Origin of the sequence: Pontibacter actiniarum (assembly GCF_003585765.1) — a bacterium.
Lineage (GTDB): Bacteria > Bacteroidota > Bacteroidia > Cytophagales > Hymenobacteraceae > Pontibacter > Pontibacter actiniarum.
Window position 1 is genome coordinate 2,753,332 of sequence record NZ_CP021235.1, and the last position, 16,764, is coordinate 2,770,095.

The window sequence follows — 16,764 nt, forward strand, 5'->3', positions numbered from 1 at the left end:
CGGCCCTCGGGCATATTATTTGCAGGAAGCCTTACGTTTATCGCGTAAGGCTTCTTTTTTATACTTTAGCCTGTGTATTAAACTGTTTCCTATCATTTTGATGTTTACCAATTCTAAAGAACCTATGTTACTACAGACCGAACTAGCCAAATTCTGGGAATGGGCAGGTATGACGCCAGACACTTACACGGAGAACAGAGGCCTCGGAGAGTGGGAAGCGGAGTATACTGAATGGAAAACCCTGTATAAGGCAGCCACAGAGGCGGTTGAACAGCTTAACACAGAGTTTAACCATGACCTGGCCCAGCTGCTCGTGTATGCGCTTGCCATAGATAATGAATCTGAACAAGTCCTGAAGATCATTGAGGAGAAACTGGAAAGCAAGTTGCGGTTCGTTAAAAAAGCAGTTAACTCGAACCAGCCACAGGCTAAATGGCAAGTTGCCGAGTTGCTGGGGAAGGTTGACGTTGAAAACAGGGAACAGCTTCTTGTTAACCTGATTAACCGCACCGACGACAACTATGTGAAAAGACGGGCATTGCTGAGCCTGAGCAAAGTCAACCAAACGAAGGCTGTGGAAATAGCTCAAAAATTCCTGAAAGATAAAGACCCGTTCCTGAAGCTGGTCTCAAAAGAGATCACAAAGAGGAAAGTATAACCTTGTACCAGACGCATTTACCACCTATGTTGAAATTGCTTTCATTTTTACCTGCTGCCCTACTTATCAGCTCCTTCGCTCTTGGGCAGGCGCAGCAGCCGGTCGTAACCTACCACGACGACACCTTTACCCAGGTGAAGGAGAAGTACTTTATCACCTCCGACTCTGCCATAGTAGGCTACTACCACCGCTACTACCCAACCGGTGAGCCCGAGGCACTGGTAAAGTTTGTGGAGGGCAAAAAGGACAGCGTGTACACGGAGTTTTACCCCAGCGGGCAACCCAAGCTGCAGCTTACCTATAACCAGGGCGTAAAGCAGGGGCCTTTCAAGGCCTTCCGCCCCGACGGCAAGCTGCTGCAGGAAGGCTATTATGAGAACGACCAGCAAAGCAAGCTCTTCAAGACCTTCTTCGATGATGGAACATTGAAGAAAGAGACGGCGTTCGTGGATGGTTTTCCGGAAGGCCTGGTGCGCGAGTACTACCCGTCGGGTAAGCTAAAGTCCGAGATCACGTACAAGCGCAGCAAACAGAACGGGCCGGCCAAGACCTTTTATGCCAACGGCAGCCTGGAGACGGAGGCCTCCTACAACAACGGCATGCTGGAAGGCTCCTACAAAACCTACTTCGATAACGGGCAGGTACAAACCGAGGTGCAGAATGTGGCCGGGGAGAAGCATGGGAGCTACAAGAGCTATTACCGCAGCGGCAAGCTCAGTACCGAGGGCAGCTTTTTAGCCGGCAAAATGCACGGCCCCGCCAAATCGTACTACGAGAGCGGCAAAACCCGCAGCGTCATCAACTATAAAAACGGGGAGGTAAACGGTACGGCCCAGGTATTTTATGAGGATGGCACCCTGAAGGAGGAGGTAAGCGCCAGCAACAACGGCGCCGACAGTAAAACAGCCCGCTACTACCCTTCCGGCAACCTGGAGGCGGAAGAACAGCTGAAAGACAAGAAAAAGCACGGCACCTGGAAGGTGTACTATGACGCACCCGGCAAAAAGCTAAAGCACAGCGAGAATTACGCTGCCGATAAGCTAACAGGCGAACACCTCTCCTACTACGACAACGGCCAGGTGGAGGAAAGGGAAACGTACGAGAAAGGTAAAGTTGTCGGAACCGCCTATACGTACTACCCTTCCGGAAAGCTCAAATCAGAAACCAACCATAAGGACGGGCTTCGCTTCGGCCCCTACAAAGCATACTTTGAGGACGGCAAAGTAGAAGTGCTCGGCCAGTTCCGCAACAACCGCGAGACCGGCACCTGGAAGTACCATAGCCCTGCAGGCAAGGTCATGAAAACTCGCCTGTACCGCAACGGCCAGGTAATAGAGGAAAACGAGAAATAGCCAGGTACAAAGCAAGAGAGCACCCGCCCATGGGTGCTCTCTTGCTTTGTACTTAGTCCCTCCGCTTTAGAAGCCGGCGCAGGGGTTTTAAAGCAGCAAAGTTAATGGCCGCCCCGGCAATGCAGTAAATACAAGCCTTCTTCTGCACGGCAGCCATGTTAAAGAGGTACTGCGCAGCGCCTGCCGCCTGCCCCAGCAGCACAGCTCCCATCGCCACATCCAACACCTGTGAGGGCCTCTTAAAGCGCGTAGCCGCGGCCGCTAGCCCAATGGTGGCCGTATACGCCCCCAGGCTGACAACACCGTCCGGCAACCCAAACAGCACCGCCTCTTTAGACGAGTTTACTTGCTGGGTATCGAACACCCTGCCCGGGACATCCGGCAGCTTTCTGATGTAGCCTAGCTGGAAGAGCGATATCAAGCTGAAGTCGATGAGGCCCAAGGTAGCCAGGGCGGCAATTTCGCGGCGGTACCGGACCACCTCGCTGGTGTCTTCCCTTATTTTGTCTATTGCAGTTCTTTCTTGTTTCATAGCTTGTCGTGTTTCTAGTTCAGGTCTACGCACAGCTTACCCTCAGGTTAAGGCTAAACGGCTCCTCTACAGGCCCATACTGCCGCTACGCCATAACAATGACTCGGAACGAGGCGTAACAACAGCAGAAGACAAGACTTAAACTAATAGAAAAGAAATGGCAAAAGACACTAACTATAACAGCAACAGGAAGGGAGTAGCCGTGATAACAGGCGCCTCTGCGGGCTTAGGCCGGGCCTGTGCCCGCGAGTTTGCAAAAAAAGGCTACGACGTTGGCCTCTTGGCGCGCGGCAAAGAAGGCTTAGAGGGTGCGAAGCGCGAGGTGGAGGAAATGGGCCGCAAAGCCACGTACGTACAGGTAGACATGGCCGATGCGCAGGGCGTGGAAGAGGCCGCCAACAAAATAGAGCAGGAACTGGGCGAGATAGACGTGTGGGTAAACAATGCCATGAACAGCGTTTTCAGCCCGGTTAAAGAAATGCAGCCGGAGGATTACAAGCGCGTAACAGAGGTGACTTACCTGGGCCAGGTATACGGCACGCTGTCGGCACTGAAGCGCATGCTCCCCCGCGACCGGGGCTCCATCGTACTGGTTGGCTCTGCGCTGGCGTACCGGGGCATTCCGCTGCAGTCGGCGTACTGCGGGTCCAAGCACGCGATCCAGGGCTTTTACGACTCGCTGCGCACCGAGCTCATCCATGACAAAAGCAATGTGAAGGTTACCATGGTACAGCTACCGGCCATGAACACCACACAATTCGGCTTTGTGAAGACGCGCTTGCCAAACAAGCCGAGGCCGATGGGTAAGATTTACCAGCCGGAGGTGGCAGCAGAGGTTATCGCCTATGCCGCCGAGCATGAACGCCGCGAATACCGTGTGGGCTACCCTACCCTGAAAGCCATTATAGGAAACAAGATTGCGCCCTGGTTCGCAGACTACGTCCTGGCGAAGAACGGCTTTAAAGGCCAGCAGACAGATGAGCCCGAAGACCCGAACCGAAAAAACAACCTATGGGAGCCTATTCCGGGAGACCACGGCGCCCACGGTACGTTTGATAGCCAGGCCACCTACTCCAGCCCGCAAACATGGCTAAGCCTGCACCGCGAGAAAGTGCTGGCCGGAGCCCTGGCTGTAGGCGGCCTGGTACTTGGCAGCATGCTCGCCAGCAAGCGGAAGCACGACCAGTACGATTAGGCACGACTGCACCTAAACAAGAGAGGCCGCCTGCAACTGCAGGCGGCCTCTCTTGTTTAGGTGCGGCGGGGGCATTCTAGCGCCCAAAATCGTCCTGCACCCTCACAATGTCTTCCTCGTCTGAGGGCTGTGTGGCATCCGTATGCTGCCAGATCTCGGCCAGCACACCCCAGCCGTCCAGGCCAACTAGCCTGTGGCGCTCTCCCTGCTGCAGCTTTATCTGGTCGCCGGGGTGCAGCGTCTTTCGGGCCTGCTCCTCATCTGTCGCACTGGTCACCACGTCCACGGTTCCTTTTACTACCTGCCATACCTCAGCTCTGCGGTGGTGGTACTGCCACGACAAGCGCTTCTGCGGGGCCACCACCAGGATTTTAGGGCTTAACTTCCCGGCTATCTTCAGGTCATCCACCGAAACACCATTAAAGTATGTATCGGCAAAACGCTGGGCCTGCTGTTCCTCAATCACAAAGAAACCACCCCACGGGCGCGAGCGGTCCTGCTTGTTTATCTGAAAGCCCTTGGAACTGAGTTCCTGTTCCAGTTCCTCAAAAAGGCTTGCTTTGTTTTCTTCTTCGGGTGCCATAGTAAAAAGTGTAAAGGGTGAGGCTATGCTGCATTCCTGTTGGAAATATAGACAATACGTATTTATTTACAGAAGTATACAGGAATATTTTTCCAAAGCGCGCTGCCGTAACATTGGGCCAACACACAGAGTAGTTGCCGTGGCACAGGGGGCAAACGCCTGCCGGTGCAGACGTAAAACACAGGTTGTACCGCTTACCTGATCCGGCTTTGGCTAAGGTGGACGTTGCAATACGCGTTTTCCCTTAAAGTACAGGCTGAGCCGTGATCAAGAATCCTGATAACACAACTTTCAAGATAGGTGTAGAAAACATTAATACCGGAGGTAATCCAGTAGACTTCTATAGAGTAACGATAAAAGTTGATGACTATGGTGCACAAAGTACATATAGCTCATTGGACAAGACTAAATTTTGCTCTTTTATATGTTTTTGAGGTGTTAGCGAGGTTATTTCAACTACTCCACGATACAAACTCCTCCTTAAAGTTTTCAGAAGATATTATTCAAAGAATAGCAGAATATCTTTTCGAAAAGTATCCAACAGTTCCGTATGCTCAAGCATTAAAGAACAACCACAAGGCTCAGAAGTTTCTTCAAGAGCATAACAAGAATATAATATCTCAGATAGAAACAATCAGCACTGGAGCAAACCTAGATGTTAAAGTTGGAGAAACTGTTTACCTCCTGTTTCATAAGGAAGTATGCAATTCACCTCAGGAGAAAGAACTTTATTTAGCGGCTCAAAATAAACTGAACAAAGTAATTCTTTTACCTAATGCAGCACTAAGCACAATAATTGCCTCAAAAGTTTGTGCTCTACTTGATCGGGAAGCATCTACTTTCTTTTTCAAATCTACTGTTGATTTATGCATTCTAGACCAAAGCACTTACATGCCTATCTTCTCTGTTGCGCTCGACAGCAGCTGGCACGACCTAGAGCGGAACTGAAACAATGACAAGACAAAAGACTTAGTATTTAAAACAGCAGGACTCCGGTTACATCGCCTACGCAAAAAAGAAAACAAGAACATGGTTGTAGCTTTCGAGCAGTTTCTAGATAAGTATTATAGAAACTAGCTGTTTTGCGTCTATCTTTATACTTTGGAAACCGGAACGCTAATCAGCACCATCGCCCTGCTCCTCTCCTGCTTTTTCTTGGCCTGGCACCTCTTCCACATGCCCTCTCCTTTCCTGTTCGGCGAGAAGGTAAGGATCACCTATAAGGACACAGGCAGAGCCCCGTCATCTCCAGGAGCTACAACCAGGAGGGCAGCAGGAGGCTGATCGAGTTCATGAGGCAAAGCCTAACAAAAGCGAATAAAAAGCCCCTGCTACTATACAGGGGCTTTTTGTTTCATTTACCTAGTTCACAGTCCCAGGCTCGGTAGGTTTTGGCGTGAGTGGGGTGCCTGGGCCACCGCCTGTTCCTCCACCGCCAGTGCTTCCGCCACCGGAGCCAGTCCCTGAGCCTCCCCCGGCCTGCTGCCACGCCAGGTTGTACCCTGCCATGTATGAATCCAAATAGTCTGCATGGATGAAGGTTCTCTGCTGCGTGTAGAGGTAAGGCCTTCCTGAGACGGCGTCTTCCCAACCATCCTGATACCCCATATCATACCAGTAACTGTCATCGTTCACGCTGACGTTTACATCAGTGGCCGCGGCTTCATTCGGGGAGAAGGCACCAAACGTGAGCAGAAAGACTCCCAGCACCGTGAGTAGAAATTTGTTCTTCATGGTTAACTTTTTTAGGTTCAACATACCTAAACATAACCAACCACAGCATACTTTTCCAGGAAGGTTACAGATGAAAAGTAACGTAAAACAAGCTGGTTACCAACAACTAAAACAGTTGCACAGGCTTATCAGCACCTTTAGAGGTAACACTAGCCCCGCCTTCGAAGGGTCACCTTCCAGGCCTGCAGGTGCCTACCCACCGTGCTGTCCTGAAGCCCCTCCCCGTAGAGATGCAGCTACTCCAGCCGTGCGTTTATTTCTTTTAAATAAGGGTGAGAGACGCGCAACTTCATGCGTGTGGGGTTCCAATCCTCCACTTTGAGGGTCTCCCCCACAGACTGCCGGAGGAGGATTACGCCGTCGCAGTGCACATCCATGTAGAACGAATGGGTGCCTTTGTTGCTTTGTTTCGTATGGAGGTGGAGGCGAATCGGAATCATAAAATTGCGGTGTGCCGTATTTACTCCGCAAAGTGTGCCGCAAGCATGTATAAAGTGCGATAAATTCCTATGATGCGGTATACTAACAAGATAAGCAAAAGGGCTGAAAGCAATAAAGCCAGACCACTTTTCGTGATCTGGCTTTATGTTGACCGTGGGCCCACCTGGAATCGAACCAGGCACCTACTGATTATGAGTCAGTTGCTCTAACCGAATGAGCTATAGGCCCGTTCCCTACTTTGGAATGTGCTTCCTTTGAATTGGGAGTGCAATTTTACATATTTGCATTCAATATATCAAACACACAACCAATATTTTTTACGTGGACTTAAAACAAACCAAAAATATAATCTTCGATCTCGGAGGGGTAATCATCAACATCGACTACGATAAAAGCATACAGGAGCTGCAAAAGTTCTGCAAAAACGACTGTACCATAGAGTTCAGCCAAAAGGAGCAGTCGCACCTATTCGACCTTTATGAAACCGGGGTTAGCACTGACGAAGAGTTCCGCAACAGCCTCCGCAAAGCCTACAACATTGAGGCGACAGACGAACAGATTGACCACGCCTGGAACGCCATGTTGCTCGACATCCCCAAGGAGCGCATTGACCTGCTGTTAGAGTTGGGTAAAAAGTACCGTATTTTCCTACTCAGCAATACCAACGCCATTCACCTCCGGCGCTTTAACGAGATCGTGGCCCACAGCTTCACGATCCCTAGTCTCGATTCGCTCTTTGAAAAAAGCTACTATTCGCACCTGGTGGGAAAACGCAAGCCTGATGCCCCCATTTTCGAGCAGATACTAGCAGAGAACAACCTGGACAGGTCCGAGACACTGTTCATCGACGACAGTGTGCAGCACATCAAAAGCGCTGATAAACTTGGCCTGCAAACACTGCACCTGCAGGCGCCGCTGACCATCAACAAAGTTTTTGCCGATGTTGCAGTCTAAGCGGCGACAGTATGGGCTACACCTGCTGCTGTTTTGCGTTACGCTGATTACCACAACCATTGCCGGCGCTGAGTGGCGCTTCGGGAAGCTGTTCTTTCTCGGGCCGCAGGGCTTCGACTGGATGGGCACGCTTACCTGGGCCGAGTTTACAGCAGGCCTGTACTTTTCGCTGCCCTTTCTGGGTGTGCTGACGGTACATGAGTTTGGCCACTACCTCACGGCGCGCTACTACCGCACAGAGGTAACCTTGCCTTACTACATTCCGCTGTGGCTTGGCATTACCTCATCCATCGGCACAATGGGGGCTTTTATCCGCATCAAAGAGCGGATATTCTCGCGGCGGGAGTTTTTTGACATTGGTGTGGCTGGGCCTTTGGCAGGCTTTGCTGTTGCTGTTCCGCTGTTGGTTTATGCCTTTACGCACCTGCCACAGCCGGAGTATATCTTCAGGGTGCACCCGGAGTACAAGCGCTTCGGAATGGATTATGCGCAGTATGTGTACCAGGACACCGTGGGCAGCTTTGCCATCGGTAAGAACCTGCTCTTCATGTTCTTCGAGAAGTTTGTGGCAGACCCGGCGCTGGTGCCCAACCATTATGAGGTTATCCACTACCCCTTCGTGTTTGCAGGTTATCTCGCCCTTTTCTTTACGGCCCTTAACCTGCTGCCGATCGGGCAGTTGGACGGGGGCCATGTGCTGTATGGGCTTATCGGGCACAGGCGCTTTAACAGGCTCTCCCCTATCTTCTTTGCCTTCTTTATACTTTATGCAGGGCTGGGGGTGATATCGCCTTACAGCAACCCGGTTTGGGAAGAAGAGCTACTGGTGGTGTTTGCCCCCTTTACCTACTGGGCCTACCTCAAGCTGCTCGGCAAGCGCAACTTCGCTTTGTCTGCCACCATGGCCATGCTCCTGCTGCAGTACAGCCTGGCAGCGTTCTTCCCCGAGCTTGAGGCGTATTTCTGGCTGTGGCCTTTTTACCTGCTTTACCTGGTGTTCGTGCTTCAGCCGGCCACGCCAACCATTAAGCGAACCTTGTACCTAGCCGCGGGCGTGCTCCTGGCACAGTTTTCTATTTCCCTGCTCTTTCCGGAGGCGGATGGCTACAGCGGCTGGCTGGTGTTCGGACTGCTGTTATCGCGTGTGATGGGTATTTTCCACCCCTCGTGCCCCGATGAGCGCCCGCTGACGCCGTTTAGAAAGGCACTGGGTATCTTCGCTTTCATCGTATTTATACTTTGTTTCAGCCCTTCGCCCTTTATTATTGAGTAATGGTCTGCGCTGTGGAGAAAAGCCTGTAGGCGCTTCTCCAGCACAAACAGGTAAAAGCTATAATACAGCACTTTGAGTGTGGCAAAAGCAAAGGAAGGCTGCCATGCAGTGACAGGAGGCTCCGGCTCGGCGGTAGCACTCCGCACAGCCCTTATAAAAGCTAAAAAAGGAGCGGGAGCCGTTTTGTTAACGGCTCCCGCTCCTTTTTTAGTTACCCGTTGTAGGCCAGAATCCCTCCTACCAGGTTCCTGACGTTACTAAAGCCCTGCTGCTGCAGATAGGCCTTGGCTGAGGCAGAACGGGCACCAGAGCGGCACTGCACAATCACCTCCTGCTCTTTCAGGTCTTCCAGGTCTTCCACGCGTTGCGGCAGCGTGCCCAGCGGGATGTTTTGCGCTCCGGGGATGCAGGTTTCCTGGTACTCCCAGTCTTCGCGCACATCGATTATAACGGGGGTCTCTCCCTTGTTTAAACGGTCCTTTAGCTCTTCTGCTGTAATGTCTGCTGATGCAATCATGGTTTAGTAAGAATTAGTTTTTTAGTGATAATAGCTTTTCTGTTCTGAATACGCAAGGTATAAAGCCCCGGTGCCAAGTGCCCCAACTGGAGTGGCTGCCGCCCCCCCTTGTACTGCTCGCTGTGCACCAAACGGCCCAGCAGATCAAACACCCGCACCAGTTCGTACGGCTCACTCAGGTTTACCGTACCCGTGCTCGGGTTTGGGAACACCCGCATGGCGGCGGCGTAGATGTCGTCCTCCACTCCGAGGGCTTCGCCTGTCAACACCGGCCGCAGCATCAGCGCCCCCTCATACTTGGTTTCCTCTGCCCACCCGCCGGACGCAGTATAGGTGAACCGCCGCCCTACAGCATGCTCATTTCTATCAAACCCGATGTTGATGTACTGCGAGCCCGCCTGTGTCCAGCCGATAAAGAAGGTGCCGCTCACCGGCACCGGGTTGGCGAGCTGTACTTCGTAAAACTCGTTTAACGTATCGCTGTACTGTATCTTAAAGCTTTGCTGGTGCAGCGTTTCGCCTGGCACGCCGTTGGCGTTGCGCCATACTCTGAACGTGATGGCGGTGCCGGAGATATCTTTGCCGATGCGCGGGAAGTATACCCGGAAAGCCGTTAGCTGGTCCGGCTGGTTCAGGTCATAACGCTGTGCCACCTGGGTGTTGCCCGTGCCCACAAAGCTAAAGCCGGCCTCCGCGGTGCCATCGTCGTAAGCGAAATAGTCGGAAAACTCGGTTCTGCGCTCGGTGCTGTCGTTGGCTCGCTGTAGCGGGTTCTGCTCTTTTGTATCCAGTATAATGCCATGGAGCAGCGAAAAAGGGCCGCTGCCTGGCAGGGGGATTCCATCGAGGCGCGGGGTACCGGTAACCGGGTACTGCCGGGCCAGGCCCGGCACGAGCGCCTGTTCCCGCAGAAAGGTGTCGGCGGCCGCCTGTGCGTACCTGCGGATATAGCCTCGCCAGCTAATTGCACCGGGAAAGTCTCCCAGGTTATTCAGGGTGGCCCGCACCTCCTCGGCCAGCTCCCCCTCCGGGTTTGGCAGAAACTGCCTGGCCGGCATCGCAGTGTAGTTCTTCAGCAGCCGGCTCACCCCTTCGCTGATCGCAATATCGCGGGTGGTGTTCATGCCTTTCCTGCGGTTCTGGTCCAGCTCAATGTAATCCACGTTCCACACATCAAGCATGCCGCTGCGCAAGCCCACGTTACGGAACCTAAAGCGAAACCCGCTGTGGAAATACTTTGCTTCCTTCAGGCCCACAAAAACCTGGTTAAAATCCGTCACCTCGCCCACGGCAGACTGCCGCCATACCTCCTGCCAGCTTTCAGTGTTATCCAAAAACTCCAGCACCAGGTAGCGCAGGTTACTCTCCGTCAGGTCGGGCACGTCTCCCAGCCCGCCGGACTGCCAGTAAAAGCTAAGGTACACGGAGTCGGCTGGCGTTAGGCTGCCCAGCAGTATGGGGGCAGAGGTAAGCGTGTCCGAGGCCCCCGCCGTCACGGCGTTCGGCAGGTAAGCCTGGCCGAAGGCATTTAAGCCATCAAAGGTCGCTACATTAATGGTGATCGGCTCAAATCCGAAGCGGTTGTTCAGAAACACGCCCGCACTGTTCCAGCGGGCCGGGTTCAGGGTGTTTGCACCCGAGAAGTCGTCGAAGAAGGGCAGGCTCAGGGCGTCCTCCGTCTGCCTGAGCGCTACTTTCTGGCGCTGCAGCTGGCTTACATCCTGCTGCAGGGGCTGTAGCACGGCCTGCCCCCTGGCTCCTGCCGCACTGCAAAGTATAAGTAGTATAAACGCCAGCTGTTTTCTCATATCAACAGGTCATCCACAAAAGTTAAGGATTTGCCACAGTACCGCATACGGCACTGCCCTTCTATAAGAACGAAAGCGCCCGCCATTTCTGGCAGGCGCTTCCTGAATTTTTGTTTCTTTTTAATCTATGCCCTGCACAGGCTCCTGCCCGGCAACCCAAAGGTCCACCAGTTCGCCTACCCGTATCTTGGCCCCTACCTCGGCAAACGGGCGCTGCTTCAGCACGGTGCCGTTCGGCTCATCGCTGCCTTGCACATAAATAATGTTGCCTATCTGCAGCCCCTGGCCTACCAGCAGCACCGAGGCCTCATCCACCGGCATACCTACCACGCTTGGCATCTCGAACTCCGTATTGCCCAGGCCATCGCCCACGTGCAGGTCTACCAACGCGCCCTTCGGCACCATCTCGCCCGGCTTCACCTCACGGCCGCCTACAAACTGCTTCAGCACGGCGTTCTGCTGCAGGTCCGGCACATAGGTGATCTTGCCTTTGCGCAGGTCATAGCTCTTCAGGATCAGCTCCGCGTTCTTCACCGAACCGTCTATCAGTTTCGGCATCTTGATCATCGGCGGGTTTTTCATGTTCACCGAGATGTAGATTTTGCGGTCCTCCTTTACCTTCGCCCCCGGCGCCGGATCCTGCGTCAGGATCTCGAACGGTTTCTGGTCGGGCTTATAGGTAGAGTCGTTGATAAAGTAGCGCAGGCTTTGCTCCTCCAGCAAGGCATCCGCGTCCTGCAACTGCATGCCGGTTATCTTCGGCACAGAAATACTCTCGCCATGGTTGGTGGTGGAGGGCAGGTAATAGTAAAAAAAGCCTAATATCAGGGCCGCCACAATGACACCCATAATAAGCAGATGCTTGACAACATCTAAAAATGAATTCGCTTTAAACATGGATTTTGTAAGACACAAGATTTAAGACACAAGACGCAAGACTTCAGCCTTTATCTTCGTATCCGGTATTTCAAAATTATAACTTAACTCTTAAACAACACTACAGCTCCGCTTTCATCCTGGTGCGCTCTATGCCGTAGCTCAGAATGCGGTCAATGAAATCGTATGGTTTATAGCCGTTGATGGCCGTCTGGTGGAAGATACAGGTAGCCGGCGTCATGCCCGGCAGTGAGTTCACCTCAATGATGATGGTTTCCACCGCATCGTTCTCCAGCACGCGCACAAAGGCATCGATTCGCGCATAGCCTTCGATGTTCAAAATCTGGGCCACACGCCGCAGGTCTTCCTTCACTTTGTCAGAAATTTTCTGGCGGCGCTCCGGGTCAGCAGCATAGCGGGCAGGCGTGATGTTCTGCCCCTCGCCGGCCAGGAACTTCTCCTCCAGCGACAGCACCTCTCCCTCGGCCAGCGCTTCAGACGCCTCAAACACCTCGTAATCCACCGTGCCATCGGGGCTGTACCTGGTCAAAAGGCCACCGGTAATCTCCAGGAAGTGCTTGGCTCCGTTTCTGCTGATGAGCGTCTCTACCAGGAAGCCTGCCTTGTTCGGGAACTCCTCCTTAAAGCCCAGCGACAGCGTACGGGCACACTCCGTGTCCAGCTCCTCCATCTCCCGGAACATCAGTGTGGAGAAGGCCTCCAGCTCCTGACGGTTCTTCACCTTCTTCACGGCCGAGCTACAGCCATCGTCTGCCGGCTTGGCGATAAACGGGTACGGGAACTCCGCTTCTATACGTTGGTAGAAGCTCTCTTTGTCCTGCAGCCAGTCCTCTTTAAGGGCCATGGCGTGCTTGGCCACCGGTACACCGTGCCGGCCGAGCAGCTCGTTGGTTTCATACTTGTTGATGGTGATCTGGGAGGAGCGGATACCGGAGCCGTTGTACGGGATGTACAGCTTCTCCAACTCCTGCTGCAGCGCCCCGTCCTCACCCGGTCTGCCGTGCAGGGCGATAAACACCACATCCACCAGGTTCTTCAGCTGCTCATAGGTGATGCGCTGCGGCTCCTGCAGGCTGCGGCCGGTATACTTGCGGGTTATACTGGCAGCCTCCTCCGTAATCTGGGCCAGCACCGGGTGCGGCTTTCCACCCTGCTCAAAGTATAACACCTTCTCCTTGATGTCGTCGGCATTGTCCTTCAGCATGATGTTGATCGGAATGGCGTACAGGCGGTGCGCTTCGTTGCTTCCGGTCAGGAAGATGGGCAGCGGCTCATACTTTACAGAAGACGACAGCTTCTCGTAAATATTGCGCCCGCTCTCCACCGAAATGTGGCGCTCCGAAGAATAGCCCCCCATGATCACGCCCACGCGTATCTTCTCCTGGCGGTGGGCCTGCTCGTCTTTTATACTTTTATCCAGCTGTTGCAGCAGTTGCGTCAGCTTTACGGTATCCTTACCGGTTTTCAGGCGCTCGGCCACAGAGGTACGGATGATATAGGTCAGGAACTGCGATGGGTTCAGCCCGATCTCAGCGGCCTGGTGGAAGAAGAACGACGACGGCAGCATGCCCGACGTCGTGTTCGGGTCGTTCAGGAAGATGTCGCCGCTTTCGGTGATAAAGCCGTCCAGGCGGGCGTACACGTTAAAGCCAAAGGCCGTAAACAGCCTGCTGGTGGCTTTTCGTATCGCTTGTATCTGCTCCGTGGGCAGGTTGATCGGCGTGATCTTTCGGCTCAGGCCCGGCAGGTATTTGGAGCGGTAGTCGAACACTTCGCTGCCCTTCACGATCTCGGTTGGCGGCAGGGCAATCGGCTGGCCCTGCTCATCCTGCACCACGATGCAGGAGAACTCCCGGCCCTGGATAAAGGCTTCGACCAGGATCTGCTGCTCATGCTCCACGTTTGTCAGCGTAATGCTGTCGGTAGCCGTGGTGCTGAACGTATGGTTGATGTAGTTAAAAAGCGCCTCCGGGTGATGGATAACCGTTCTATCCTCGAGCACGACCGGCATCCCGATCCCCTCGCGGATATCCACCAGTTGCTTCATGCTCATCAGTTGCTTCTCCTCTCCCATTGCCAGCCAGTGGCTCTTGTAAATGGTTTTGGTGAAGAAGCTGCGCTCCACGCCGGCCTCAAAAGCGTCGAAATCATCCTCTTTGATAATCGACACACCGATAGAGGAGCCTTGGTGCGGGGCCTTGAGCACCAGCGGCAGGCTCAGGGCTTCTTTCAGTTGCTCAAAAATCTGGCGGCGGTTCTGCTTGTCGCTCCACGCGGCGTACTGTATCGTTCTGTAGTCCGGCGTCGGGAAGCCGTGCTGCCTGAGCATCTCCTTCTGCGCCGCCTTGTCGATACCGATGGCAGACGGAAGTATGCCTGAGCCTGAGTACGGGATGTGGTACCACTCCAGCAGGCCCTGTATGCTGCCGTCCTCGCCGTACGGGCCGTGCAGCGCCAGGAAGGCAAAGTCGAAGTGCAGCTTGAACTCGTTCGGCTGCAGGCGCTTGCCGGCCCGGGCTATAATCTGGTCCTGCTCCGCTATACTTAGCTCGCCCAGCGACTCCAGGTAAATCTGAAGCCCGTGCTCACTCTCGGGCAGTGCCTCCACCGGCGGGTAGAAATCGCGGATAGTGCCCTTGTAAATAAACTGCCAGTCGAGCAGGATAAAGTTGCCCAGGCTGTCTACAAACACGGGAACGGCCTCAAACAGAGACTTATCTAAATTATCGTAAACTGTACGACCACCCGCAAACGAGATCTCACGCTCACGCGACGGCCCACCGAAGATTATACCTATTTTCATTATCGCAAAGGTAACAAATGGAGCTCCTAAATTAGTTAGAAGGCCAAAATTTAAGAAACTATACTGTATAAAAGAAGCAGAACCTTTCCCACTCTCCCCAGACCACACAACAACGCTGCGCCCCGTTCTATTCCACTGGCCTCGCAAAGAAGCGCACCACTGCCTCAGAAACAAGAAAAGCCGTTGGCTCTTCGGCGCAACGGCTAATCCCTCCTCTGGCTATTCTTTAATGACGCTACCCTCTGTTATCTCCTTAACGGAGTAGCAGGAAGGCTATTGCCTTATACTTTATATCGCAAGTCCGGCCTAGAACGGCGGCTCTTCGTCGAAGTTAGATGCCGGGAAGCCCCCTCCCCCGTCGTTCATGCGGCTGCCCAGGCGAATGGAGCCGGGTGCATCGGCATCGAAGGTACTGTTCGGCAATGCGTTGAAGCCGCCCATAGCGTCGCCGCCAAAGTCGTTATCCAGGTTGGTGAACTTAGTGTACTTACCGATAAACTTCAGCTGCACGTTCTCCAGTGAGCCGTTACGGTGTTTGGCGATGATCACCTCCCCCACGCCGGCGGTTGGGTTGCCCATCTCATCCTCGGTAATGCCGTAGTACTCCGGGCGGTAGAGGAAAAGCACCATGTCGGCATCCTGCTCAATGGAGCCGGATTCACGAAGGTCAGACAGCATAGGGCGTTTGTCGCCGCCACGGGTCTCCACGGCGCGGCTCAACTGCGACAGCGCGATCACCGGCACGTTCAGCTCCTTGGCCAGCATTTTGAGGGCCCGCGAAATGGAGGCGATCTCCTGCTCCCGGTTACCACCGCCTTTGCCGTCGGCGTTGCCGCTCATCAGCTGCAGGTAGTCAATAATGATCATCTGTATGTCGAACTGCGCCTTCAGGCGGCGGCACTTCGTACGCAGCTCACGGATGGAAAGGCCCGGGGTGTCGTCGATATAGATCGGCGCTTCGGTTAGCTTCGAGATTTTGTGGTTGAGCTGTGCCCACTCATACTCCTCCAGGCTTCCTTTTTTAATTTTCTCCGACTCCAGCTCCGCCTCCGAGGAAATCAGACGGTTTACCAGCTGCAGCGAGGACATCTCCAGGGAGAAGATCGCCACGCCTTTGCCGAAATCCACCGCCGCGTTGCGCATGCACGAGAGCACGAAGGCTGTTTTACCCATCGCCGGGCGGGCGGCAAGTATAACAAGGTCCGATTTCTGCCAGCCGGAGGTTACCCGGTCGAGCGCCATAAGGCCGCTCGGCACACCGGTCAGGCCGTCAGACTGCTTGCGCTTCTCCTCCAGCTCCTTAATGGCCTGGTGCATGAGCGAGCGCATGTCGTCGAAGTTCTTCCGGATGTTGGATTCCGATACTTCGTACAGCTTGGCCTCTGTTTTATCCAGCAGTTCGAAAACGTCCGTAGTATCCTCAAAAGCGCTGGAAAGCACCTCCGAAGAGATCGAGATCAGGTCGCGCTTAATGGAGTTCTCCGTTATGATACGGGCGTGGTACTCGATGTTGGCGGCCGAGTTAACGCGGGTGGTCAGCTGGGTCACGTAGTAGGCGCCGCCGGCCAGCTCCAGTTCCCCGTGCTCGCGCAGCTCATGGGTCACCGTCAGAATATCGATCGGCTCCGACTTGTCGAACAGCGCCAGAATGGCCTTAAAAATACGCTGGTGCGACTCCTTGTAAAAGCTCTGTGGCCGCAGAATGTCAATTACGTTGGTGAGGGCGTCCTTCTCCAGCATCAGAGCGCCTAGCACGGCCTCCTCCAAATCAAGCGCCTGCGGTGGCTTTTTACCTAACTCCGATACAACGGGTGCCTTTTTCTGCCATCCGTTTCGGTTTCCCGCAGGCCGCACATTCATTTTCATCTCCTCCATAAGCACAAAGATATATCCTTATATATCCCATGCCCGAAAAATGTTCGTAAAAATTGCCAACCCGGCTTTCAACAGCGAACGCGGGACCTTTACACAGGATATCCACATGATTATACACATATCCACAAACTATCCACATATT

General features: G+C 53.7%; 15 protein-coding genes and 1 tRNA gene. 6 read left to right on the top strand and 10 right to left on the bottom strand.

Annotated elements, in window-relative coordinates; translation table 11 throughout:
- Window positions 1-124: 124 nt before the first annotated feature.
- Entirely contained in the window at window positions 125-658 is a 534-nt protein-coding gene (locus CA264_RS11880) for a HEAT repeat domain-containing protein (RefSeq protein WP_025607405.1), read from the top strand.
- Between the two features lie 26 nt (window positions 659-684).
- Window positions 685-2,010: a toxin-antitoxin system YwqK family antitoxin gene (locus CA264_RS11885; RefSeq protein ID WP_025607407.1), complete on the top strand. Its 1,326-nt coding sequence runs from the start codon at window positions 685-687 to the stop codon at window positions 2,008-2,010.
- Window positions 2,011-2,062: 52 nt separating this feature from the next.
- Here the strand turns inward: CA264_RS11885 and CA264_RS11890 are convergent, their stop codons facing one another.
- Window positions 2,063-2,542, bottom strand: coding sequence for a vitamin K epoxide reductase family protein (locus CA264_RS11890; protein ID WP_025607409.1), 480 nt, complete (start codon window positions 2,540-2,542; stop codon window positions 2,063-2,065).
- A 157-nt stretch (window positions 2,543-2,699) separates the two neighbouring features.
- Here CA264_RS11890 and CA264_RS11895 point away from each other — a divergent pair, with 157 nt between their 5' ends.
- Window positions 2,700-3,737: an SDR family oxidoreductase gene (locus tag CA264_RS11895; RefSeq protein ID WP_025607410.1), complete on the top strand. Its 1,038-nt coding sequence runs from the start codon at window positions 2,700-2,702 to the stop codon at window positions 3,735-3,737.
- Window positions 3,738-3,813: 76 nt separating this feature from the next.
- Here the strand turns inward: CA264_RS11895 and CA264_RS11900 are convergent, their stop codons facing one another.
- A complete protein-coding gene (locus tag CA264_RS11900; RefSeq protein ID WP_025607412.1) occupies window positions 3,814-4,320 on the bottom strand; it encodes a cupin domain-containing protein in 507 nt (168 codons plus the stop codon).
- A 369-nt stretch (window positions 4,321-4,689) separates the two neighbouring features.
- On the opposite strand from CA264_RS11900, the gene CA264_RS11905 reads away from it, so the two are divergent.
- Window positions 4,690-5,268: a hypothetical protein gene (locus CA264_RS11905; protein ID WP_157593698.1), complete on the top strand. Its 579-nt coding sequence runs from the start codon at window positions 4,690-4,692 to the stop codon at window positions 5,266-5,268.
- 414 nt (window positions 5,269-5,682) lie between these two features.
- Here CA264_RS11905 and CA264_RS11915 read toward each other — a convergent pair whose 3' ends face one another.
- The 3 genes from CA264_RS11915 to CA264_RS11925 form a co-directional block, all read right to left on the bottom strand.
- On the bottom strand, window positions 5,683-6,054 hold the full coding sequence (locus tag CA264_RS11915; RefSeq protein ID WP_157593699.1) for a hypothetical protein: 372 nt from the start codon (window positions 6,052-6,054) through the stop codon (window positions 5,683-5,685).
- A gap of 236 nt (window positions 6,055-6,290) precedes the next feature.
- Window positions 6,291-6,494, bottom strand: coding sequence for an Arm DNA-binding domain-containing protein (locus CA264_RS11920; RefSeq protein WP_025607418.1), 204 nt, complete (start codon window positions 6,492-6,494; stop codon window positions 6,291-6,293).
- Window positions 6,495-6,649: 155 nt separating this feature from the next.
- Window positions 6,650-6,723, bottom strand: a tRNA-Ile gene (locus CA264_RS11925).
- Window positions 6,724-6,816: 93 nt separating this feature from the next.
- On the opposite strand from CA264_RS11925, the gene CA264_RS11930 reads away from it, so the two are divergent.
- The gene (locus CA264_RS11930) at window positions 6,817-7,449 is read left to right on the top strand and encodes an HAD family hydrolase (RefSeq protein WP_025607420.1); all 633 of its coding nucleotides are present in this window, start codon (window positions 6,817-6,819) and stop codon (window positions 7,447-7,449) included.
- Complete coding sequence (locus CA264_RS11935; RefSeq protein ID WP_036776103.1) at window positions 7,436-8,722, top strand: site-2 protease family protein; 1,287 nt, start codon at window positions 7,436-7,438, stop codon at window positions 8,720-8,722. The genes CA264_RS11930 and CA264_RS11935 overlap by 14 nt, the downstream gene beginning before the upstream one ends.
- Window positions 8,723-8,933: 211 nt before the next feature.
- On the opposite strand, the gene CA264_RS11940 is transcribed toward CA264_RS11935, so the two are convergent.
- The 5 genes from CA264_RS11940 to dnaB form a co-directional block, all read right to left on the bottom strand.
- Window positions 8,934-9,239, bottom strand: a complete 306-nt coding sequence (locus tag CA264_RS11940) for a rhodanese-like domain-containing protein (RefSeq protein WP_036776105.1) — start codon at window positions 9,237-9,239, stop codon at window positions 8,934-8,936.
- Window positions 9,236-11,047: a T9SS type A sorting domain-containing protein gene (locus tag CA264_RS11945; RefSeq protein ID WP_025607426.1), complete on the bottom strand. Its 1,812-nt coding sequence runs from the start codon at window positions 11,045-11,047 to the stop codon at window positions 9,236-9,238. Before CA264_RS11945 ends, CA264_RS11940 begins: the two co-directional genes overlap by 4 nt.
- Window positions 11,048-11,167: 120 nt before the next feature.
- On the bottom strand, window positions 11,168-11,896 hold the full coding sequence (locus CA264_RS11950; RefSeq protein WP_237151111.1) for a PASTA domain-containing protein: 729 nt from the start codon (window positions 11,894-11,896) through the stop codon (window positions 11,168-11,170).
- A gap of 148 nt (window positions 11,897-12,044) precedes the next feature.
- On the bottom strand, window positions 12,045-14,747 hold the full coding sequence (locus CA264_RS11955; protein WP_025607429.1) for a D-alanine--D-alanine ligase family protein: 2,703 nt from the start codon (window positions 14,745-14,747) through the stop codon (window positions 12,045-12,047).
- 306 nt (window positions 14,748-15,053) lie between these two features.
- The gene (gene dnaB / locus CA264_RS11960; protein WP_025607430.1) at window positions 15,054-16,622 is read right to left on the bottom strand and encodes a replicative DNA helicase; all 1,569 of its coding nucleotides are present in this window, start codon (window positions 16,620-16,622) and stop codon (window positions 15,054-15,056) included.
- Between the last annotated feature and the right edge of the window lie 142 nt (window positions 16,623-16,764).

What these genes read in the sequence shown, in the direction of transcription:
- CA264_RS11945 (WP_025607426.1), bottom strand. Translation starts at nt 11,047, where the DNA reads ATGAGAAAACAGCTGGCGTTTATACTACTTATACTTTGCAGTGCGGCA.
- CA264_RS11890 (WP_025607409.1), bottom strand. Translation starts at nt 2,542, where the DNA reads ATGAAACAAGAAAGAACTGCAATAGACAAAATAAGGGAAGACACCAGC.
- CA264_RS11940 (WP_036776105.1), bottom strand. Translation starts at nt 9,239, where the DNA reads ATGATTGCATCAGCAGACATTACAGCAGAAGAGCTAAAGGACCGTTTA.
- CA264_RS11880 (WP_025607405.1), top strand. Translation starts at nt 125, where the DNA reads ATGTTACTACAGACCGAACTAGCCAAATTCTGGGAATGGGCAGGTATG.
- CA264_RS11895 (WP_025607410.1), top strand. Translation starts at nt 2,700, where the DNA reads ATGGCAAAAGACACTAACTATAACAGCAACAGGAAGGGAGTAGCCGTG.
- CA264_RS11950 (WP_237151111.1), bottom strand. Translation starts at nt 11,896, where the DNA reads ATGGGTGTCATTGTGGCGGCCCTGATATTAGGCTTTTTTTACTATTAC.
- CA264_RS11955 (WP_025607429.1), bottom strand. Translation starts at nt 14,747, where the DNA reads ATGAAAATAGGTATAATCTTCGGTGGGCCGTCGCGTGAGCGTGAGATC.
- CA264_RS11885 (WP_025607407.1), top strand. Translation starts at nt 685, where the DNA reads ATGTTGAAATTGCTTTCATTTTTACCTGCTGCCCTACTTATCAGCTCC.
- CA264_RS11905 (WP_157593698.1), top strand. Translation starts at nt 4,690, where the DNA reads ATGGTGCACAAAGTACATATAGCTCATTGGACAAGACTAAATTTTGCT.
- CA264_RS11920 (WP_025607418.1), bottom strand. Translation starts at nt 6,494, where the DNA reads ATGATTCCGATTCGCCTCCACCTCCATACGAAACAAAGCAACAAAGGC.
- CA264_RS11900 (WP_025607412.1), bottom strand. Translation starts at nt 4,320, where the DNA reads ATGGCACCCGAAGAAGAAAACAAAGCAAGCCTTTTTGAGGAACTGGAA.
- CA264_RS11915 (WP_157593699.1), bottom strand. Translation starts at nt 6,054, where the DNA reads ATGAAGAACAAATTTCTACTCACGGTGCTGGGAGTCTTTCTGCTCACG.
- CA264_RS11935 (WP_036776103.1), top strand. Translation starts at nt 7,436, where the DNA reads ATGTTGCAGTCTAAGCGGCGACAGTATGGGCTACACCTGCTGCTGTTT.
- dnaB (WP_025607430.1), bottom strand. Translation starts at nt 16,622, where the DNA reads ATGGAGGAGATGAAAATGAATGTGCGGCCTGCGGGAAACCGAAACGGA.